Annotated in this window: 14 protein-coding genes; 4 read left to right on the top strand and 10 right to left on the bottom strand. The window is 34.0% G+C overall.

The window, feature by feature from the left end; translation table 11 throughout:
• Positions 1–103 precede the first annotated feature (103 nt).
• Positions 104–1,966: a PAS domain S-box protein gene (locus tag J7604_RS22240; protein WP_293901085.1), complete on the bottom strand. Its 1,863-nt coding sequence runs from the start codon at positions 1,964–1,966 to the stop codon at positions 104–106.
• Positions 1,967–2,274: 308 nt separating this feature from the next.
• Between J7604_RS22240 and J7604_RS22235 the strand changes: the two genes are divergently transcribed.
• The gene (locus J7604_RS22235; protein WP_293901082.1) at positions 2,275–3,144 is read left to right on the top strand and encodes a DUF1080 domain-containing protein; all 870 of its coding nucleotides are present in this window, start codon (positions 2,275–2,277) and stop codon (positions 3,142–3,144) included.
• 7 nt (positions 3,145–3,151) lie between these two features.
• Here J7604_RS22235 and J7604_RS22230 read toward each other — a convergent pair whose 3' ends face one another.
• From J7604_RS22230 to J7604_RS22195, 8 genes are all read right to left on the bottom strand, one after another.
• Positions 3,152–4,510, bottom strand: a complete 1,359-nt coding sequence (locus tag J7604_RS22230) for a TolC family protein (protein ID WP_293901079.1) — start codon at positions 4,508–4,510, stop codon at positions 3,152–3,154.
• Between the two features lie 39 nt (positions 4,511–4,549).
• The gene (locus J7604_RS22225) at positions 4,550–5,608 is read right to left on the bottom strand and encodes a glycosyltransferase family A protein (protein ID WP_293901076.1); all 1,059 of its coding nucleotides are present in this window, start codon (positions 5,606–5,608) and stop codon (positions 4,550–4,552) included.
• A 102-nt stretch (positions 5,609–5,710) separates the two neighbouring features.
• Positions 5,711–5,884, bottom strand: a complete 174-nt coding sequence (locus tag J7604_RS22220) for a pinensin family lanthipeptide (RefSeq protein WP_293901073.1) — start codon at positions 5,882–5,884, stop codon at positions 5,711–5,713.
• Between the two features lie 50 nt (positions 5,885–5,934).
• Positions 5,935–6,687: a TauD/TfdA family dioxygenase gene (locus tag J7604_RS22215; protein WP_293901070.1), complete on the bottom strand. Its 753-nt coding sequence runs from the start codon at positions 6,685–6,687 to the stop codon at positions 5,935–5,937.
• Positions 6,688–6,790: 103 nt separating this feature from the next.
• The gene (locus J7604_RS22210; RefSeq protein ID WP_293901068.1) at positions 6,791–7,993 is read right to left on the bottom strand and encodes an ATP-grasp domain-containing protein; all 1,203 of its coding nucleotides are present in this window, start codon (positions 7,991–7,993) and stop codon (positions 6,791–6,793) included.
• Positions 7,990–9,318 carry an HlyD family efflux transporter periplasmic adaptor subunit gene (locus J7604_RS22205; RefSeq protein ID WP_293901065.1) on the bottom strand — a complete coding sequence of 443 codons (1,329 nt, stop codon included), beginning with the start codon at positions 9,316–9,318 and terminating at the stop codon, positions 7,990–7,992. The genes J7604_RS22210 and J7604_RS22205 overlap by 4 nt, the downstream gene beginning before the upstream one ends.
• Positions 9,318–11,510 (bottom strand): peptidase domain-containing ABC transporter, encoded by a 2,193-nt coding sequence (locus J7604_RS22200; protein WP_293901062.1) that lies wholly within the window; start codon positions 11,508–11,510, stop codon positions 9,318–9,320. The genes J7604_RS22205 and J7604_RS22200 overlap by 1 nt, the downstream gene beginning before the upstream one ends.
• A gap of 9 nt (positions 11,511–11,519) precedes the next feature.
• On the bottom strand, positions 11,520–12,575 hold the full coding sequence (locus J7604_RS22195; protein WP_293901059.1) for a glycosyltransferase family 2 protein: 1,056 nt from the start codon (positions 12,573–12,575) through the stop codon (positions 11,520–11,522).
• 141 nt (positions 12,576–12,716) lie between these two features.
• Here J7604_RS22195 and J7604_RS22190 point away from each other — a divergent pair, with 141 nt between their 5' ends.
• From J7604_RS22190 to J7604_RS22180, 3 genes are read left to right on the top strand one after another with little or no spacing between them, the layout of a single operon-like run.
• Positions 12,717–13,706 (top strand): lantibiotic dehydratase C-terminal domain-containing protein, encoded by a 990-nt coding sequence (locus J7604_RS22190; protein WP_293901056.1) that lies wholly within the window; start codon positions 12,717–12,719, stop codon positions 13,704–13,706.
• A 37-nt stretch (positions 13,707–13,743) separates the two neighbouring features.
• Positions 13,744–14,796, top strand: coding sequence for a glycosyltransferase family 2 protein (locus J7604_RS22185; RefSeq protein WP_293901053.1), 1,053 nt, complete (start codon positions 13,744–13,746; stop codon positions 14,794–14,796).
• 9 nt (positions 14,797–14,805) lie between these two features.
• Complete coding sequence (locus J7604_RS22180) at positions 14,806–16,803, top strand: glycosyltransferase (protein ID WP_293901050.1); 1,998 nt, start codon at positions 14,806–14,808, stop codon at positions 16,801–16,803.
• Between the two features lie 17 nt (positions 16,804–16,820).
• On the opposite strand, the gene J7604_RS22175 is transcribed toward J7604_RS22180, so the two are convergent.
• The gene (locus J7604_RS22175; RefSeq protein ID WP_293901047.1) at positions 16,821–17,867 is read right to left on the bottom strand and encodes a hypothetical protein; all 1,047 of its coding nucleotides are present in this window, start codon (positions 17,865–17,867) and stop codon (positions 16,821–16,823) included.
• Positions 17,868–18,012: the final 145 nt, after the last annotated feature.

The following is an 18,012-nucleotide window of genomic DNA, read 5'->3' as shown; positions in this document are numbered from 1 at the left end:
TCTCTTTTGTTTTGAATGTTTTTATCTATTATTAAAAAAAATATTAGCAACAATTGATCATCAGCAAGACCAAGTATTTTGTTGCTCTTGCTCCAAACTGTTGCTACATTCTGGTCTCCCAGGAAAATATAAATATTGTCCCCAGCCCCATTTTACTTTGGATTCGAATGCTTCCATTCAGTTCCTCTTCAATAATCTTCTTCACAATTGCAAGACCAATGCCAGTGCTGTCTTTTACCCTTTCATCTCTTAAAGTAGCAAAGAGCCCAAATACTCTTTCGTGAAACTCTTCAGGAATACCAGGTCCGTTATCCTCTACTTCAAAGTAACAATGCCCTTCCGAGAGTTTACCCCTTATAGTTATTTTACATTTTTCCTTGTCATTATATTTAACAGCATTGCTAATAAGATTAGAGAATATCTGAGTAAGGAGAATTTTAGATTCTATTATTTCAAACTCCTCCATTTCTATTCGAATGTCAGCAGGCTTTTCTACTGTCAGAAATTCTACCTGGTCTGTTACCAACTGCTTTACATTGATAAATTCTTTCCTCACAGCATGATGACCAATTCTAGAGAAATCAAGTACGCCTTCAATGATTTCTGCCATCTTGCAAACCCGCCCCATTAACAATTTGACATATTCTGAAGCATTATTACCTCCAGCCTTAAGATCATCTTCTATGAAATTAATCATTGCTGCTATACTCTTCAATGGTGCTTTGAGATCATGAGAAACAACATAAGCGAAGTTATCAAGAGCTTTATTACTTTTCTCTAATGTTATCAGAGTTCCCTCCAGTTCTCTCTTGCTTTCGATTTCTTTGGTGATATCAACAACGATGCCTACATATCCAAGCGAAGGCTCGTGTTCATTGATAAGAGCTGCATTTACATCAACCCATTTAATAGTATTGGATGATGAAACCAGCCTTATCTTCTTCTGAAAGTTAGTATGACTGGCAATAGCGGCATCCCACAGCTGAAGCATTTCACTTTTTTCTTCTTCATGAACAATTTTATTCCAGAAGAATCCAAACGTTTCTGACAAATCTAAACCAGTCAGGCTCTGAAATGCACGGTTTGAATAAATGCATTCCCCATTGGCATCTGTAAGAAATATACCCAATGGACTAGCATCATTCATAGCCTTGAATATAGTTTCACTATCCTTTAACCTCTTCTGAGCCGCTCTTTTCTGGGAGATATCACTTCCAATAATTAAAAAACCCGAAATTTCATTATGCTCATCACGTACCGGGGAAACAGATAAATGCAATGGAACCTGAGTGCCGTCTTTTCTCCTCCAAAGCCACTCTTGTTCATTGGCAAAATTATGTTGTGCGGATTTAAGAAAATAATCAAATCCATAATTAACAGGTTGACCAATCTTTGCTTCCAGTTCACGGCTTCTTTCCTGCAATTCTGATTTATTGAAGAATAAAGTTGGTGTAATTTTTTCAGCAACATCTATAGCTCTGTACCCAAGCATACTTTCAGCTGCCCGATTAAAAGTTCTTATGATACCATTTTTCTCAAGTGATATAATGAGATACCTGGCATTTTCAAGCAAAGAATTTCTATAGTTATCGATTTTTCTGTAATGTGCATCTTTTTCTTTGTCATGGGTTATTTCTTTACCTACCCCAAGAACAAGTCCTGATTTAGCAAAGGTCTTCCAGCTAATCCATTTATAAGATCCATCTTTAGTCAGATATTTGTTTTCGACGTAAATATCAATACCTGCCTTATGAATAGCTTTTCCCACATGGAGGGCCATTTCCACATCATCAGGATGAATAAAATCAATTAATTGTCTGCCTTTCACTTCTTCGGGAGTCCAACCCAAAATTTGTTTCCATGCAGTATTCACCTGCATCAGCCGTCCTTTTTTCATCACAATCATCAGATCTGAAGATAGATTAAAGAATTCGGCTTCAATGAGGGTGTCAAGTTCTAATTCCATAGGGTGACCTTTTAGCTATAGTAATGTACGAAGCATTCCTGTTTCAGTTTTCCACATTCTTCAAAAAATGGATTTTTTCTAAAAGAAAAGGACATATTACCACTCTAATAATTTTGAATATAATCTCCAATCAGACAAACAATTAAGTACACATAAACCTAAGACTCTACAAAGGATTATTTTTTTACAATTTAGGATTTTTCAAACACAAAATAACTTTTACAATAAGTAAAAGGGGCTATTCTACTATAAATAAATAGCATGGATCATCCATCATATTATTATATTTATGCGAATTTATAACAATCATGAAAAAGCTTATCATCATTTCATCAGTCATAATCCTAATAATATTTATAGGAGCAAGTGGACGTAAAGCTCAGTGGATCACATTGCTTGATAAAAATCTATCAAAATGGGATATATATTTAAGCTTTCCGCATAAAGATGGCTATAAAGGAGAAGCTCCAGTAAATGATTCCGGAGACTTACTAAAGCCAATAGGTTATAATAAAAATATCAACAATGTATTTTCTGTTATTGAAGAAAATGGAGAACCAGTGCTAAGGATTTCAGGGGAAATTTATGGATGTGTTTATACTAAAGAATCATTTGAAAACTATCATTTCAAACTAAAGGTAAAGTGGGGTACTAAAAAATGGATACCAAGATTAAATGAAGCAAAAGATTCAGGAATTCTATATCATTCCCAAGGAGAATGTGGCGTTGACTATTGGAGATCGTGGATGTTGTCTCAAGAGTTTCAGATCATCGAAGAAAGTATGGGAGATTATTGGTGTATAGCCAATTCCAAAATAAATATTAAAGCCATAAAAGAAACCGATAACCAACCATATACATTTACTCAAAAGGGTATCTTGACTTCATTTGGATCAGGAACCTCTGCAGGCAATTATTGCAAGGCAGGAAGTAATAACGAGCTCCCTGATAATAAATGGAATGAATTGGAGCTAATCACATATGGGGACAAAAGTCTGCACATCGTAAATGGCAAAGTCGTAATGGCACTATCCAATTCATCTTATGTGGATGGCATTCTTAAACCATTAACAAAAGGTAGAATACAGTTACAAAGCGAAGCTGCTGAAGTATATTTCAAAGATATACAGATAAAACCTATAAATAACCTTCCTTCTGAATATGCGGGCTACTTTTAAACCAAAATCAGAAACTGAGATTGCCTGTATAATCAAGCTCAAAGGTTTTAAGGGCTTTATAAAATTCGAAGTAATTGTTGCTAAAATTTATTTCACCATCAATCAACTTTTCATTAGCAATCAAAAGATCATTGACACGTAATCTTCCAAGCGCAAATCGCTCCTTATAGTTTATAAGAAGTTTATTAATCTCTGTTACCTGTACCTGAGAAATTTTCAGTTTCTTATATTTTACTCCTAGCTCTTTTTTGGCCAAAGAATACTTTATAAAAATCTTTCTTCCAGTCTGTGCCTCTTCGATCTTGGCAATATTTTCTCCCACTCTGTTTTGACGCTCCAGAAGCCTGTTTCTTCTATCAAATACAGGGATATAGATATTTAAACTTGTAGAATTATATCTATTGCTTTCAAACTGTTTTAAGAAAACATATTTACCCTCAGAGTTTCTATTGGCAGCTTCATTCCTGAGATTAGAAGAGTAACCTGTATTCAGTCCTGCTTCAAATTTTACCGATGGTTTAAACTGTGCTTTCTGTAACTCTGTAGAATATCGGGCTTTCTCAATTTCTAAACTTTTAATTCTGTAGCTGATAGAGGAATTTTTGAGCGCTGTCGTATCATCGTAAATACTGTATACCGATTCATTCTGATCAAACTGATCAAAGCTAAATTCAGGATTGCTTTCAATATCGCTAAGCAATAAGTTCTCATTAGTTAGCAATCCTAGCTGATGAAGATCCAATTCAAGCTTGTATTTAAGTTGAAGTTGTTTATCCTCTGCATCAATTCTTGTCAATGCAACAACAGAAGTGTCAACTGCAGTAACTTTTTCAAGTAAGTACAGCTCTTTTATTCTTGTTGTCTCTGTAGCATACAGATCTATTTTTTTCTGGTAAATATCAATAAGATTATTTGCCTGGACTATGGCACTATACAGACCAATCACTTCCCTGCTTATTTCTCTTTTCTTCTTTTCAAGATTGAGCAATTGTATATTGATATTGATATGGTCTATGGAAAGTTTTGTATTTCTATAACCTCCATTATATATCCCCCACGTAGACGTAAGCCCCATATTTCCTACAAGGGTAGGATTATAGAAAAAATCATTCTTTAAAGGATCATAATATCTACCATCATAATAACCATTCCAGTTATTAAAACTAACCGTTGGCAAAATACTGGATCTGGTTATTCTTTGCTCTATCTGGGCTTTATTAAGTTCCTGTTCTATAAGTTGAACAGAAAAATCTTGCTTTATTGCCAGAGCTATCAATGCATCAAGATTTAACTTATTCTGAGCATATGATTTAGTTCCGGCAACAAATAAAAAAAATATAACGATTATTTTTAACCTACTGTTCATTTACCTCACTCAACAACTTGCAGAAACTAAATATTAAAGTTACACGGGCAATTCAAGAAGCTCTTTTATCTTTAAAGTATATTCATTATCAAGAAGGGTTGATCTTCCTATAAACATCTGAAAGTGAGAATTCGTACAGGTATTTCTTTTATGAAAATTATAGACATACAGTTCAGGATCATCCATTATGGCAAGTTGATTTCTGTTATAGAAATTAAGCAATAGCGGAGTATCTTCCTCTACATTCAGATTGCCATATTGACCTGCATCTTTTTTACTGAAAAGAAGCGAGTTTTCATGACCAGTAGAACGTTCAAAATTATAGTAAGCCCTTCCAGAATTATGATCAAAAAATATCTCATAGGCGAGAGAACAAGCCATTTTCTCAGAGAACCGAAGAAAATTCATCTGATTGGATATTCTATTTTCAGAATAATAATCATCATCATCCCAGACACATATATACTCACCATGAGCTGCTCTTATAGAAAGGTTTCTCTTCATTCCAAGAGACATCCTTTGCTTTGCCATCACTTTGTAGAAAACAATATTGCTATCAGCATTAGGCCTCACTGCCTTTTTCTCCCAGCCGTATCTTTCTAAACTTCTGTTGTTAGGCTCAAAGCATTTAAGGTCCAGACGTACGGATGTGTCAACTAATTCAGTGCTTCCATAAATTAGAGCATCCGTTTCATGGGCTGTTAATATGACAGATCCATCTTTATTAATATTTACCCACAATTCATTCCACAATAGCTTAAATGAATAATCATTAACAGGAATAAGTGTAAACTCATAAACTAAAGGACTAATGTACATGTATTCCCATTTGCTGTTAATGTAAGTTAAGACATGACCATCATTGTTTCTTAACAATGCTTTTTGTCTCAGAGCAGAATTATAGGCCTCCCCGTTTTCATCTTCAAACTGAACAATGATAAATGGAAAGGCCTCTGGCAATTCATGGAGCTCAAAATATGAATATTCAGAAGAATTTCTAACATGTTCTTCAGTAGCAGGATCATTTTCAAACAAAACCACTAATTCTTTATTTTCATAGGTCTGATTCAAGAAACACTTCTTTGCTCTCCTGAACATATCAACTCTATTGTGAGTGATACATATACATGAAACTTCCGGCACTTTATCCATGAATGAAATGAAATAGAAATAAATCTGAATTTTACTTAATTGATACTATTAACCTCCTGCAGTTTTTAGGAACTGCATCTGCTCGACTTTTACGTCAGTCACGAAGCTCTTAACTTTGAATTCAGAAAGAGAAACTTTCTTTTTCTTCCCTTTTGACTCAGAACCTTCATTTTCCTTAGGCACTTCAGGCTTTTCGGATGCTTTTTCGTCTAAATTTTCCATGTTAAAATAATTAAATCTATTTCTGTATAAGTATTATATTGATGCTGTAATCAGTTAAAGTTAAACCCACCTTTGATCAGACATCTTTCTCCAAAGAAAGAATTTCTTCCATGCAATATAGTAGTATCGTGAAAAAACAAGCCATCACCGACCTTTAATGATATAGGAGTTTGCAATCCAGCAGCTACAATTCTGTTTTCAAGAAAATTATGAAAATCCTCAGATAATGCCTTTGCCTCATCAGTGTTCTCTGGAGAAACTCTATAATAATTCCAGTTTAACTTAAGCACTGAGTCTTCTGTATATATGATCTTTCTTGTCTTTCTCTGATCCTCACCTTTACCAAACTTTACTTCTGTTTTCTGAATTCTATTAAACAGCTCAGGTTCATACTTTGAAAGGATGTATATGATAGATTCAGCATCCACAAACGTTGTCGCTCCTCCTAATTCAGCATTTTCCAAACAAAAGAAAAAATTTACATCTAGATCAAAGCTTGCATATGCAGCATCCGTATGCAATGGTTGTCTGGTATTACTATGGCGGAATGTATTCTCCTTAGCTTTATCGTATCTTATATCTGTCCATTGTTCCTGATTGGAATTTCCTGTCAATGCATCTTCACCTATCCCCACAATATCTCCCAACTGAAGAACAAGTTCAGAATAAAACTCTTTATAGTCTATATTTTCAGGAAGATCTCTTAAATGTACAACCTTAGTTTCTTTAATCAATTTCTTCAATTGTTCCGGAAAGTCTTTTGATTTAGAGTAGCTGATATCTTTTATAAAAGTAGGTGACATGAATATTTAGTTTAAAAATTAATTAACGAATAATTATAAAGCTAAATTAAATCTGAACATGCTAGAACTCTGTAACAAAAGTTACATACACTCATAAAAACTTTTACTCTAACACTACTTTAAGATATTTTTCCATGTTGTCCATCTTTTCTATCATTTCATCCCTTGATTCGAATTTCATAATCATTGTTCCAAGAGTGTGATTAGATCCATTGAACCTGCTAACCTTATCTCCTTTTTTAATAAAAATGCTTTCTTCCAGAATATTCTCTCTTATCTCCTTGCTATACCAGATATCTTTAACAATTCCATCCTCCAGAGCATGTAACATATAAGATGAATGAAAACCTGTTGCTTCAATCTGAGATAACTCAGAACAATCAATCCCCAAGGCTGAGTCCACCGTATATTTGACAAGATCTACATTAGTAGAATACCTTATCACTTCTGGTATAAGATTGCCTCCGTTTCTAGGCCCTAATTCAAGAAAAGAAAAATCACCGTTTTTATCATAATGAAAGTCAAAGTTCAATGCACCTTGTGTTATATTTAATAAATCAAGCAGCCTCTGTGTCTCTCTATGAGCTTGTTCCAGTGTTTTCTCCGTCATGATCGAAGGGAAACTTTCACCAATAGGAACAAATGGATTACAAAGCTTATCGAAATGTTCATTCGCCCAGCATCTGAATGCAAGTTTTCCATTTACAACAAAACCATCTCCTGCAACCTGATACCCGTCTCTGACAAAAAACTCTTCGATAGCTACCTTCTTTTCTCTGCTAAAAGATAGTGCATAGTTGAACGACTCTTCAAGCTGGCTTTCATCAAATATTTTAGTAACACCTTTACTTCCTGATGAATCTACAGGTTTTACAATTACTGGCTTTTTGATTTCTCTGAACCAGCTTAATGAATCTTTTAAGGAATAAAAGCTTCTTGACTTTGGAACATAGAAATTATGCTTAGATAAAAAGTCTCTGAATAGATCTTTCCTGGCAAGTATCTTTACTGATTCATAAGGATTGGAAGGAAGTCCCATCTCATTTGCCACATAAGCTTGAGTTGGTGCAGCCGGATCTGAAGCATAAGCGACAATACCATCTACATTTCTTTCTTTTGCCAGCTGTAAAACAGCATCAAAATCAGTGGTGCTAAGATTACAATATTCGTCTGCAAACTGATGCCCGGGATTCTCAGGAAGATAATCGCATGTTATTACATGATGACCTTGCGCTTTGGCATATATGATAGGCGGAATCTGAAATTTTGAACCACCCAGAAATAATATTCTCTTTGACTTTTTCATGGCTTTTTTTGCAGTTCTTCGTCACCGATATATTCTTTTCTTCCAATAGATCTCATGTGATAGAATATTCTTTCAATAATACTCATGTTCTCAGTAATGATTTCACCAAGACCTTTCATTTCATGCTTATAAGGAATATGTTTCTTATAAGTTGTAATAAGTGTATCAGGAAGATCCACATCAATAACATAAACATTATTCTTATTGACCTTGGATATGTTACTGACTTTTCCAAACAAGATTCCATATTCAGACATTGGGTAGCTATTCAGCTTCACTCTTACTTTTTGCCCTAATTTTACTTTACCGAATTTGTTACCCTTTACCTGCAGCTTACCTAATATATCTTTTGAATCTGTTACTATGAATGCTACCTGATCACCTTTATTTACAAACTGATTGTTATTCCATACATCAAAGAAGGTAACATTTCCATAAATTGGAGAAGTCATAAAGAACTCTTCTTTAAAGGCTTTAAGCTCTGAAACCAGAATATTATAAGAGCCCTTTATTCCTACATTAAGGGACTCTTTTTGCTCCTTATCACTTAAAGTCAGTTCATTATTACTATAAGATAGATGCTGAAGATTTTGCCTGTTTTCAATCAATGCTTGTCTATTATTCTGTATATTCTTCCTAGTCTGAAGGAAATTAGTCTTGGATGCATCATAATCAAGTTTGGAGATATGTCCTCTTTCATACAATGACTGATCCTTTTTAAAATTATCTTCAGCAATCTGTAATTCTTGTTGAAGAACCATATCCTTTTCATCCAGAAGAATAGCTTTTCTTTCTAAAGTTCCTACCTGTTCAAGATTACTTTGGACAAGCCTCTTATTTTTTTCAAGTGTATAAGTTAGGTCATATGCAAACAACTTACTGACAAAAGCATTATAGGCATTCTGGACCTGTCCGAGATTAGTAAGGTTAGGAATAGAATCCATTTTAGACCTAATTTTAGTCGGATTATTTACCAGGTCACCGAAAAAAGGCATGAGCTTATTCAGTCTCACCACCTCATCAAAAGAGGCTGGATTTTTTATATAGGCTATAATCTGATCTTTACTGACCATATCATTATTCGCTACCAAAAGGTTAATCCTCCCGTTTGCTTTGGCTACCAATTCTGCGGGAGGAGTTTTAGTAGTAATATTAATAGGTCCATCAAGTATTTCAGGATACTTTATAATAAAACTTAATGCTAGCAATATACAAAACCATACAAACAGTAATATGCTACCAGTCCTTGCAATCCATGGAGGAGTGCGGGCCATCATTTCATGTACAGCATCACTCCTTCTAATATTATCTTCTATCTCTACCATCAGCTTGCAAGTTCCAATTGATTTTTAACGAGATTAAAGTATGCTCCTTTACTTTTAATCAATGATTCATGATTGCCAACTTCTACAATCTTTCCTTTTTCTAATACCACTATCTGGTCTGCATCCTTCACTGTACTTAGTCGGTGCGCCACAACAACCACTGTTTTACCTTTAAAAAACTCATTAAGATTATTGATAATCACTCTCTCATTATTGGCATCCAGAGAGTTTGTAGCTTCATCAAGTAATAATATCTCAGGATTTTTATATACTGCTCTTGCAAGCAATATTCTTTGCTTCTGCCCCTGACTAAGACCCACTCCGCTGGCCCCTATTCTTGTATTATATTCAATAGGAAGCTCCTCTATAAAATCACGGATATTAGCGGTAATGGTAGCTTCTTTCATCCTTTTCTTATCAATAATTTCTTCACCAACTGCAATATTTCTAGCGATCGTATCAGAAAAAATAAAACTTTGCTGAGTTACGCAGGCAAATTTTTTCCTCCAGGATTTAAAGCTGATATTATTGATATTTGATTTGCCAAATTTAATAGCTCCATGTGTTACCTTATAAGACTTTAGCAGGAGCGATAATAAGGTTGTCTTTCCGCTTCCACTTGTCCCAACAATAGCAGTTACTTTATTGTGTGGAATTCTTAGATTGATATCTTCCAATACCATTTTAGATCTCGGACCTCCATACTGAAAGGAGACGTTTTCAAATATTATATCCTGAACCCGCTCAATATCTGCATCCATTACAGATTCTTCCGTTTCTTCATTCGGCATTTCATGAATTTCCGCTAACCTGCTAATACTTAACTGAGCATTCTGAGTATCATGAACAAAACGAATGATATCAACAGTCATCCAGTTGAGCTGTCCGACAATATATTGGACTGCAAGCATCATACCCAGGGTCATTTCTCCCTGAATCACTAGCATGGCTGCATAAAATGTCAAAAGAATATTTTTTACTTCATACAAAATGGAAGAACCTGTCTGCTCTATCTGTCCAAGTCTAACACCATCAATCCCCAGCTTAAATCTTTTTGCCTGAATCTTTTCCCACTCCCACCGCTTCTGTCTTTCACAATTCTGCAACTTTATTTCCTGCATACCAGTCACCAGTTCAATGGTATTGTTTTCACTAAGAACTGCCTGGTCAAAATTTCTATAATCAAGTACTTTTCTTTTCGCAAGCAATGAAAAAATCCAGGTAAAATATAGAAGACTACCTATCGCAAATATTAGAAAGAGTCCGACACTATAATAGGCCAGAATACACCCGAATATGACCATGCTCATCAACGAGAATGCAAAGTGAACCAATGTAGTTGTTAAGAACAATTGAATCCTTTCATGATCCTCAATTCGCTTAAGAATATCTCCTGGAGTCTTCCTGTCAAAGTAGGCTACAGGAAGTTTCATGAGCTTCACTAAAAAATCAGACAGAATGGTCACATTCACCTTGCTGATCATGTGAAATGAAATCCACCCTCTTACAAACTCACCTGACTTGCTGCTCAGAAATAAAACTATCTGAGCAATCAACACTACATATACAAAGTCGACATCCTGATTGTTGATACCCACATCTACCATTGATTGAGTTAGAAAGGGCAATAACAATGAAATAACCGTAGCTACACTCAGACTTAATATCAGATGGAAATAATATTTTTTATATGGTCTGAGATACTTTAGATAATGCTTTATCCCGGATTTCTTGGTTTCGACATTATCTTCATCTTCATAAAATGCAGGAGTTGGCTCAAGCATTAAAGCAAAGCCCTCAGGAGTTTCATTAGCTTTTGGAATAATCCATGCTTTCTTAAACTCTTCAGGTGTATAGGTTATTGAACCGATAGCGGGATCTGCAACATACAATTTAGTCTTTGTTACCTTATAAAGAATCAGGAAGTGTTTTTCTCTCCAATAGAGTATACAAGGAAGAGGAGCTTCATTCGCAAGAACATCATAAGAAAGTCTTACTGCAAGGGTATGAAAACCCAGATTTTCGGCACCATCACTGATACCGAGAAGAGAAACTCCATCTCTTCCTACATAACACTTATCTCTGATCTTTTCAATGGCAAGAGATTTACCATAATACTTAGCAATCATTCTAAGGCACGTAGCCCCACAATCCATCTGATCGAGCTGAAAATAGAATGGAAATTTCTTCATGCGCAGTACTTATGATATATTTACCAAAGTTTCAAAATTATAAGTCACACGGCCTTTGCCGAATGATTCACCATTCACCACAAGGCTTTTGTCTTTTTTATTCTGAATTAACTTATCGTTGTTAACTATAAATGAATAATTCTTGGCAACATTCTGAAGAAATCGAGCATCGTCAATCTGATAAAAAGCTCCGTCATTATTGTCAGATTCTGTAAGTCTACCATTGTCTGATTTCTTATAATTCTTACTATTATTTAACCTGACGTTTTCTCCATCTTCAGACCAGGTCCCCTTTTCAAGAGAACCTTCCAATAATGTGGCTGGCAAATGAGTTTCGACTAATTCCGAAACTATTTTGCATTTTTCATAAGAGTGATCTTTGAATAAAAAAAGCAATTCTGAAGAATCATAAGAAAGGTACTTATTATAAAACCTATCTATATTTTTAAGAAAAAACTCATTTTCGATCCTCTCTTCATCAGCATGACTAATCGCTTTAAGCAAATTAGTATTTCTTATGACATATTCTTTCCTTCCCAGATTTGACAATCTTTCATATAAGTCAATTGTTTCTGACCCATAACTTTTCATGGTTTCATCCATTCCACCAATTGATAAATAATCCTTCTTCTGACAAGCAAAACGACCGAAAGCATTTCTCAAAAAGTAATACCTCTTTTTGGTATCAGCTACAACATAAATATCATTATTATTGGAAAATACCTCATTGAGATATGCAGCATATCCTATTCCGGTAAAGTTGTCAGCATCGACATTAGATATAATTTCTCCTGTTGCAAGCTTGAATAATAAATTTCTTGAATGCGTCCTGTCAAAGAAAGCCGGTTCTTCTGTACGATAATACTTTAGAACACCACTTTTTAGGTAAATGTCCATATTATCCTTTACCCATTCCTCCAGACCATCAGAAGAATTATAATCCAGCAGCACAAACTCTACTTCAGGATAATCTTTATTATTTTCAATATTTGCAGGAAGGGTTTGCATTATATGATGAAGCCTGTTCATGCAAACCGTACAAATAGAGATTTTTAATAGACCCATTGAATTTATTTTTCTATAAAAATAGGTCCCACATTTTTTATTGATTGTAACAAAAGATACAAACCTCCAAAAAATATATACCTAATTTGAATCATTAATTTTCTGTAAACAGATCAAACACACATTTTTAAAAACATTAAAATGAAAGCATTGCGCAACCCCTGGATATCTATTTCTCTTTATCATAACGAAATAGAAAAAATCATTCACGATGTAGTTCTGCCAATCAAAGATGAATTATATGATAAGGAGCTGACCAGCAAAGTAATTTTCAACCGTAGTTTTGATCGCGGAGAGAATGTGATTATAATGTGTGAGATCAATGATGAAAACAACAGAGATTTAATAAAATCTATTGCAAGACATAAGGCTATAGAGTTTTTTAAAATTCATCCTGCTCCTGCCAAAAAAATTGAGCTGCCTGTTAACGATTGGTTTTTGCCATATCCAAATAATCATATTCATATTAATGATTATTTCTTATTTGATATTATGGAAACTGGCGGTCTGCAAGCTTCAACCCTAGCAGAAGAATTGCTGTCAGAATCATCATCTACAATACTTGATTTCATTGAAGCTACAGGGGATGAATGGAACGTAGACACTGCAATTGGTCTAGGCATTCAACTTCACGTAGTTCTTTTCCTTGCTTTTGACAAAAATCTAGAAAATGCTTCCTGCTTTTATGAATCATTTTTTAACAACATCTTAAAATTAACTCAGGGAGGTCAAGATCAGGAAAAATTCAAAAATGAATTGCTGGAAGGTTTGCAATCAACTTTTAGTGAACAGAAGGAAAATCTAAGAGACTATGTATGCTATATTACTTCTACCATACTTGATAATGATAAATTTGAAGACGAATGGCTTAACGACTGGTATAAACTGTGTTGCAAAATAAACAATAAAGTTAACACACTTCAAAATAATGGTGAATTCATCGCGCCTGAAGATTTCAAACTTAATGAAGATTTAGGCACTAGCGAAGAAGACCAGCAAAAATGGCTCGTAATTCAATATTACCTGAGATCTATCAATTCACAATTGGGTATTTTGAATGCATATGAACTCAATTTGATTTATACAATCAAAGAATGCATTGCCCTAATAGCTGAGGAAGCTAACACCTAATGCTATTAATGAAATAAAGACACAGGTTTATCGAATAATGAAACATAAAATATCATTTTGCACTGTCTGTATGAACAGACTGCATCACCTAAAGCAAACCCTTCCTCAAAATATAAAAAACAATTTGTCTTACGGCAACCTGGAGTTTATAGTAATGGATTACAGCTCTTCTGACGGCCTTTCAAGTTGGATAAAGTCGGAAATGTCCGAATATATAGAGAATGGAATTCTGGTATATTACCGATATGACGAAGCCGACTATTTTGACAGAAGTCATTCCAGAAATCTCATGTTCAAACTGGCAAGCGGAGACATCATTTGTAATACTGATGCAGATAACTTCCTAGGGAAAGGTTTTGCCGAATATGTTTCCCAAAGATTTGAGGAGCAGGAAAACCTTTTTCTGGTACCTGATACAAAAAGAAAGTTTTATTACCTCAGAGATGCATTGGGTAGATTTTGCGCATCAAAACAAGACTTCATGGATGTCTCAGGCTACGATGAAAGAATGAGTGGATATGGATTTGAAGATGATGACCTTTATGAAAGACTTGTAAATAGCGGTAAAAAAGAAAACATTATAATGGACTTGAACTTCCTTCATGCTATTAAGCATGGAAATGAAAATAGAGTTGAGAACGAATTCTTCACAAATTATTTCCATAAAATATACATTAACTATGAAACGCATGAAAGGTCAATTGTTTTAGTATTGTATAAAAACGGAACTGCACACAAAGGTATTCTATCACCCAATACCCAAACCCCAGCCCCTGCAGTCCTTGATAACAACCAATGGGAATCCATACAATGGGAAAAAGCAGGAGACAAAATTATTATTAAGTCAACTGAAAGTAAACCTACATACACATTTACTGAACAAGATGATTGCTTAAATTATAATAATACCATTTATTACAACATCACACATGAGCAATTTCTTGCTAAGCTTTCTTATGACCTTCCACTAATCACCAACTACGGACACTTTCTTTCCAACATAGAAAAAAGAGCTGGGGTAAATAAAAATGGATTTGGAAAAGGCACTGTTTACAAGAACTTTTCTACAGAAAAAATTTTCGTTTCCTAGACAATACAAATGATGATTCAAAGCTATCCTTTGAAATTCAGTGTTGCAATGACTACTTATAATCATGAGAAATACATTGCAAAAGCCCTTGACAGCATTATATCTCAGAATCATGACTATAAATATGAAATTGTAGTAAGTGATGATTGCAGTACAGATAATACAAGAGAAATAATTAAAAGTTATCAAAAGAAATACCCTGAGATCATTCGACCGATATTAAATGAAAAAAATCTCGGAGTCTCAAAAAACTGCCTGCATAATTTCAGATCATGCACAGGAGAATACATAGCCACTCTGGATGGTGACGACTACTGGACCGACCCTGATAAAATAAAAAAGCAAATTAGATTTCTTGACGAAAATCCTCAATATGTGATTTCTTGTCACAGATACAAAAGGTTTTATACGGATACTCAGAAATATGAAGAAGATCTTCACCCTGAACTCTTTATTGATAAACCAGAAGGATTTGAATTTGGCCAGGAAAACTATTTTGAAAAGTGGCTGACACAAACGCTGACAATGGTTTTCAGAAATAGTGCCATGCAGGATACTCAACATTTCGAAAAGAATAGATACTGTTGGGATACTCAGATTTTCTGGACATTGCTAAACAAAGGAAAAGGTTATGTACACAACTTCTTTGGAGGTGTTTACCTTATTCATTCGGGAGGTGTGTGGAGTAAACATATAGATCAACAAAAATATTCACTGAACTACCTTAGCATTGAAGAGCTCTACAGAGACTTTCATGAAAATATTCATCTAAAAAGAATTTATAATCTTTATAGAAAAAATTTACCCTGGATTAAAAGTGAATTCAGAAAGCCTTTAAACCCGGATTCTCTAAATAATAAACAATTTACCATAGTTAGTGATGATAATTGGGGTGAGGAATTATACAAGGCTTTTAACTTCCCAAAGCTCACTCCTTTCATTGGAATACGTATTTACAATAAGGATTTTGTCAAACTAACTGAAAGGTTTAGTTATTACATCAACAAGGAAATCAAATTCATTGATTTATCAGAAAGTAATAACATTCATGATTTCAGGCATACCTATGGAGTTCAATATCCTATTGGAAAACTTGATGATATTGAAATACATTTTACAAAATTCAGATCTGAAAAAGATGCATTAAAATCATGGGAAGAGGGAAAAATCAAAATAGTATGGGATAATATTTATTTCAAGATGGATGCTTCACATGAAGAAGATAACACTAATGAAATAAACAACTTCCAGAATATACCTGTAAAAAATAAGGTTTGCTTTTTAAAATATCACGATAAGAATAAGCTTAAAGAACTTATAAATAAAGAAAATTTCATCCTCATGGATTTCTGGAATCCTGAGAGTGAAATATTCTTTCCTTATTCATTGAGTACCTTTGATGTAATTAACTGGCTGAATAATGGAAAAGCACAATATTATCAGGACCAGGCAAGTTTAACCAAAATATTCTCTCCTGTCCAAAAGCGATACTATTATTTCAATGAATTTGACACTGGAAATGCGGACCTTTTAGATGCTGATTTATATTCCAACGCTTACAAAATTAAATCCGATGCTGACAATGAAATTATCACGATATCTTATAACAAAGATGATGATGAATATTTTCGCTTGTCATTACAAGAATCAGAGCACCCTTTAAGTCTTGATTTATATATTGACCTTTCTCAAAAAGAAAACAGACATATTATGATATTAATGAGTGGAAACAATAGTGCCAGTTTAACTATGGATATTGTGGCCAGAGATGAAAACGAAAATGATTTTTCCATAAAAAGTCTAACCAAAGCAAATATAGAACAAGATTATCAATGGCTCCACTTTGACTTCACATCCCTTCCGGAAGATCAAAACTTTAACTTCCTGATGTCAAGAATAAAATCATTTTGCTTTTATATCAATGAAGGTGAAAAAGCTGAAGGAAAAATAAACCTGTTAGCTTTCTTTGCGGGATCTATTAACAAATTCAAGGAACTAATCGATTGATATTAAACGATTAGTCCCTAATCATTCACATACAATTCTTGAAATACCTTTTTGAGCCAAAACAATATATTTAGTTCAGTATTGAAATTAATTCCTAACTGTCCATTTATAGAAGACACCATGAAATAAGCTATCTGCCAGTTCTGATAAGTTTTGTTATCAATTGCCCAGTGGATTGTTGGATTGTCTTTTACATCATAAGGCATAGTTAGCTTTCCAGAACCGCTTAATTCATTAAGTAAATTCTTGTACTTATAGCAAGCTTTATTCCAGTCATTCATCCAGTCATCTTCAAATACTTCTGCAGATGATAAGGTATCTTCAATATAATCCACATAAGCTGAAAGCAGCTCTCTTTGTTCAAGATAAGAGGTCTCCAACTCTGTTAGCACACTAGCCGATTTATTGTCCATTTGAGTAAGCATACTTTCATAAACCCAGGACAAAAACTCGTATTGACTATTTTTATCAGGAATAAAATAATATAGAAGGATAAGATTAAAAGTCATTGATTTTTCAATACAATCCTGGCTTTGAATAAAATGATCATTTGAAGACACCTCAAACAAAAGGATTTCTGACGAGACAGATAACAGTTCAGATAACGCCTTGCCTCCTTGTACACCAATGGAATAAGTGATAGGACTTGTATATAAATCTTCTGTAGAAAATAACTTAAGATTTTGTAAGTCGATGCCATCAAGTCCAAGCTTATGTTCACACATAGTCATATCTATGGTGGTTATATTATAATTTAATTGTAAGTATTCTTCTCCGAAATAACTATTAAGCATATCAATTAGAAATGGTTTTATTTCTCTTTGAAGATAAAATGGAGAAGTAACAAAATTTAATTGAATAACATTATTGTTAGACCCCTTACGGTGATAGAAATATGTAATTAAAGATTTATCAAGTAAGTGTTTTTTAATAGGTAAAATAAAAGTCAAAGTAAACCTTGAAAACTCATCATACCTGACCGCAACACTCACCCATCTCTCTTTATGGATTGCATCGATATACTTTATGATTCTACTATCTGAAGGACCAGTGGTATCTTCCATCTTATCTTAAAAATAATCATGAAAATTTAATTATTTTTTTGGACATCAAATACATATTAGTATAAAAAAATATATTTTATATCTACCTTTGTTTTTTACTTTTATTCTTCCTCAAACAGACTATGACTCCATCAAAGAAATATCC

Origin of the sequence: Sporocytophaga sp., assembly GCF_017745095.1 — a bacterium.
Taxonomy (GTDB): Bacteria; Bacteroidota; Bacteroidia; order Cytophagales; family Cytophagaceae; genus Sporocytophaga.
The sequence above is the reverse complement of the archived record's forward strand: the minus strand, read 5'-3'. Positions and strand labels throughout refer to the sequence as shown.

What these genes read in the sequence shown, in the direction of transcription:
- J7604_RS22240 (WP_293901085.1), bottom strand. Translation starts at nt 1,966, where the DNA reads ATGGAATTAGAACTTGACACCCTCATTGAAGCCGAATTCTTTAATCTA.
- J7604_RS22235 (WP_293901082.1), top strand. Translation starts at nt 2,275, where the DNA reads ATGAAAAAGCTTATCATCATTTCATCAGTCATAATCCTAATAATATTT.
- J7604_RS22230 (WP_293901079.1), bottom strand. Translation starts at nt 4,510, where the DNA reads ATGAACAGTAGGTTAAAAATAATCGTTATATTTTTTTTATTTGTTGCC.
- J7604_RS22225 (WP_293901076.1), bottom strand. Translation starts at nt 5,608, where the DNA reads ATGTTCAGGAGAGCAAAGAAGTGTTTCTTGAATCAGACCTATGAAAAT.
- J7604_RS22220 (WP_293901073.1), bottom strand. Translation starts at nt 5,884, where the DNA reads ATGGAAAATTTAGACGAAAAAGCATCCGAAAAGCCTGAAGTGCCTAAG.
- J7604_RS22215 (WP_293901070.1), bottom strand. Translation starts at nt 6,687, where the DNA reads ATGTCACCTACTTTTATAAAAGATATCAGCTACTCTAAATCAAAAGAC.
- J7604_RS22210 (WP_293901068.1), bottom strand. Translation starts at nt 7,993, where the DNA reads ATGAAAAAGTCAAAGAGAATATTATTTCTGGGTGGTTCAAAATTTCAG.
- J7604_RS22205 (WP_293901065.1), bottom strand. Translation starts at nt 9,318, where the DNA reads ATGGTAGAGATAGAAGATAATATTAGAAGGAGTGATGCTGTACATGAA.
- J7604_RS22200 (WP_293901062.1), bottom strand. Translation starts at nt 11,510, where the DNA reads ATGAAGAAATTTCCATTCTATTTTCAGCTCGATCAGATGGATTGTGGG.
- J7604_RS22195 (WP_293901059.1), bottom strand. Translation starts at nt 12,575, where the DNA reads ATGGGTCTATTAAAAATCTCTATTTGTACGGTTTGCATGAACAGGCTT.
- J7604_RS22190 (WP_293901056.1), top strand. Translation starts at nt 12,717, where the DNA reads ATGAAAGCATTGCGCAACCCCTGGATATCTATTTCTCTTTATCATAAC.
- J7604_RS22185 (WP_293901053.1), top strand. Translation starts at nt 13,744, where the DNA reads ATGAAACATAAAATATCATTTTGCACTGTCTGTATGAACAGACTGCAT.
- J7604_RS22180 (WP_293901050.1), top strand. Translation starts at nt 14,806, where the DNA reads ATGATGATTCAAAGCTATCCTTTGAAATTCAGTGTTGCAATGACTACT.
- J7604_RS22175 (WP_293901047.1), bottom strand. Translation starts at nt 17,867, where the DNA reads ATGGAAGATACCACTGGTCCTTCAGATAGTAGAATCATAAAGTATATC.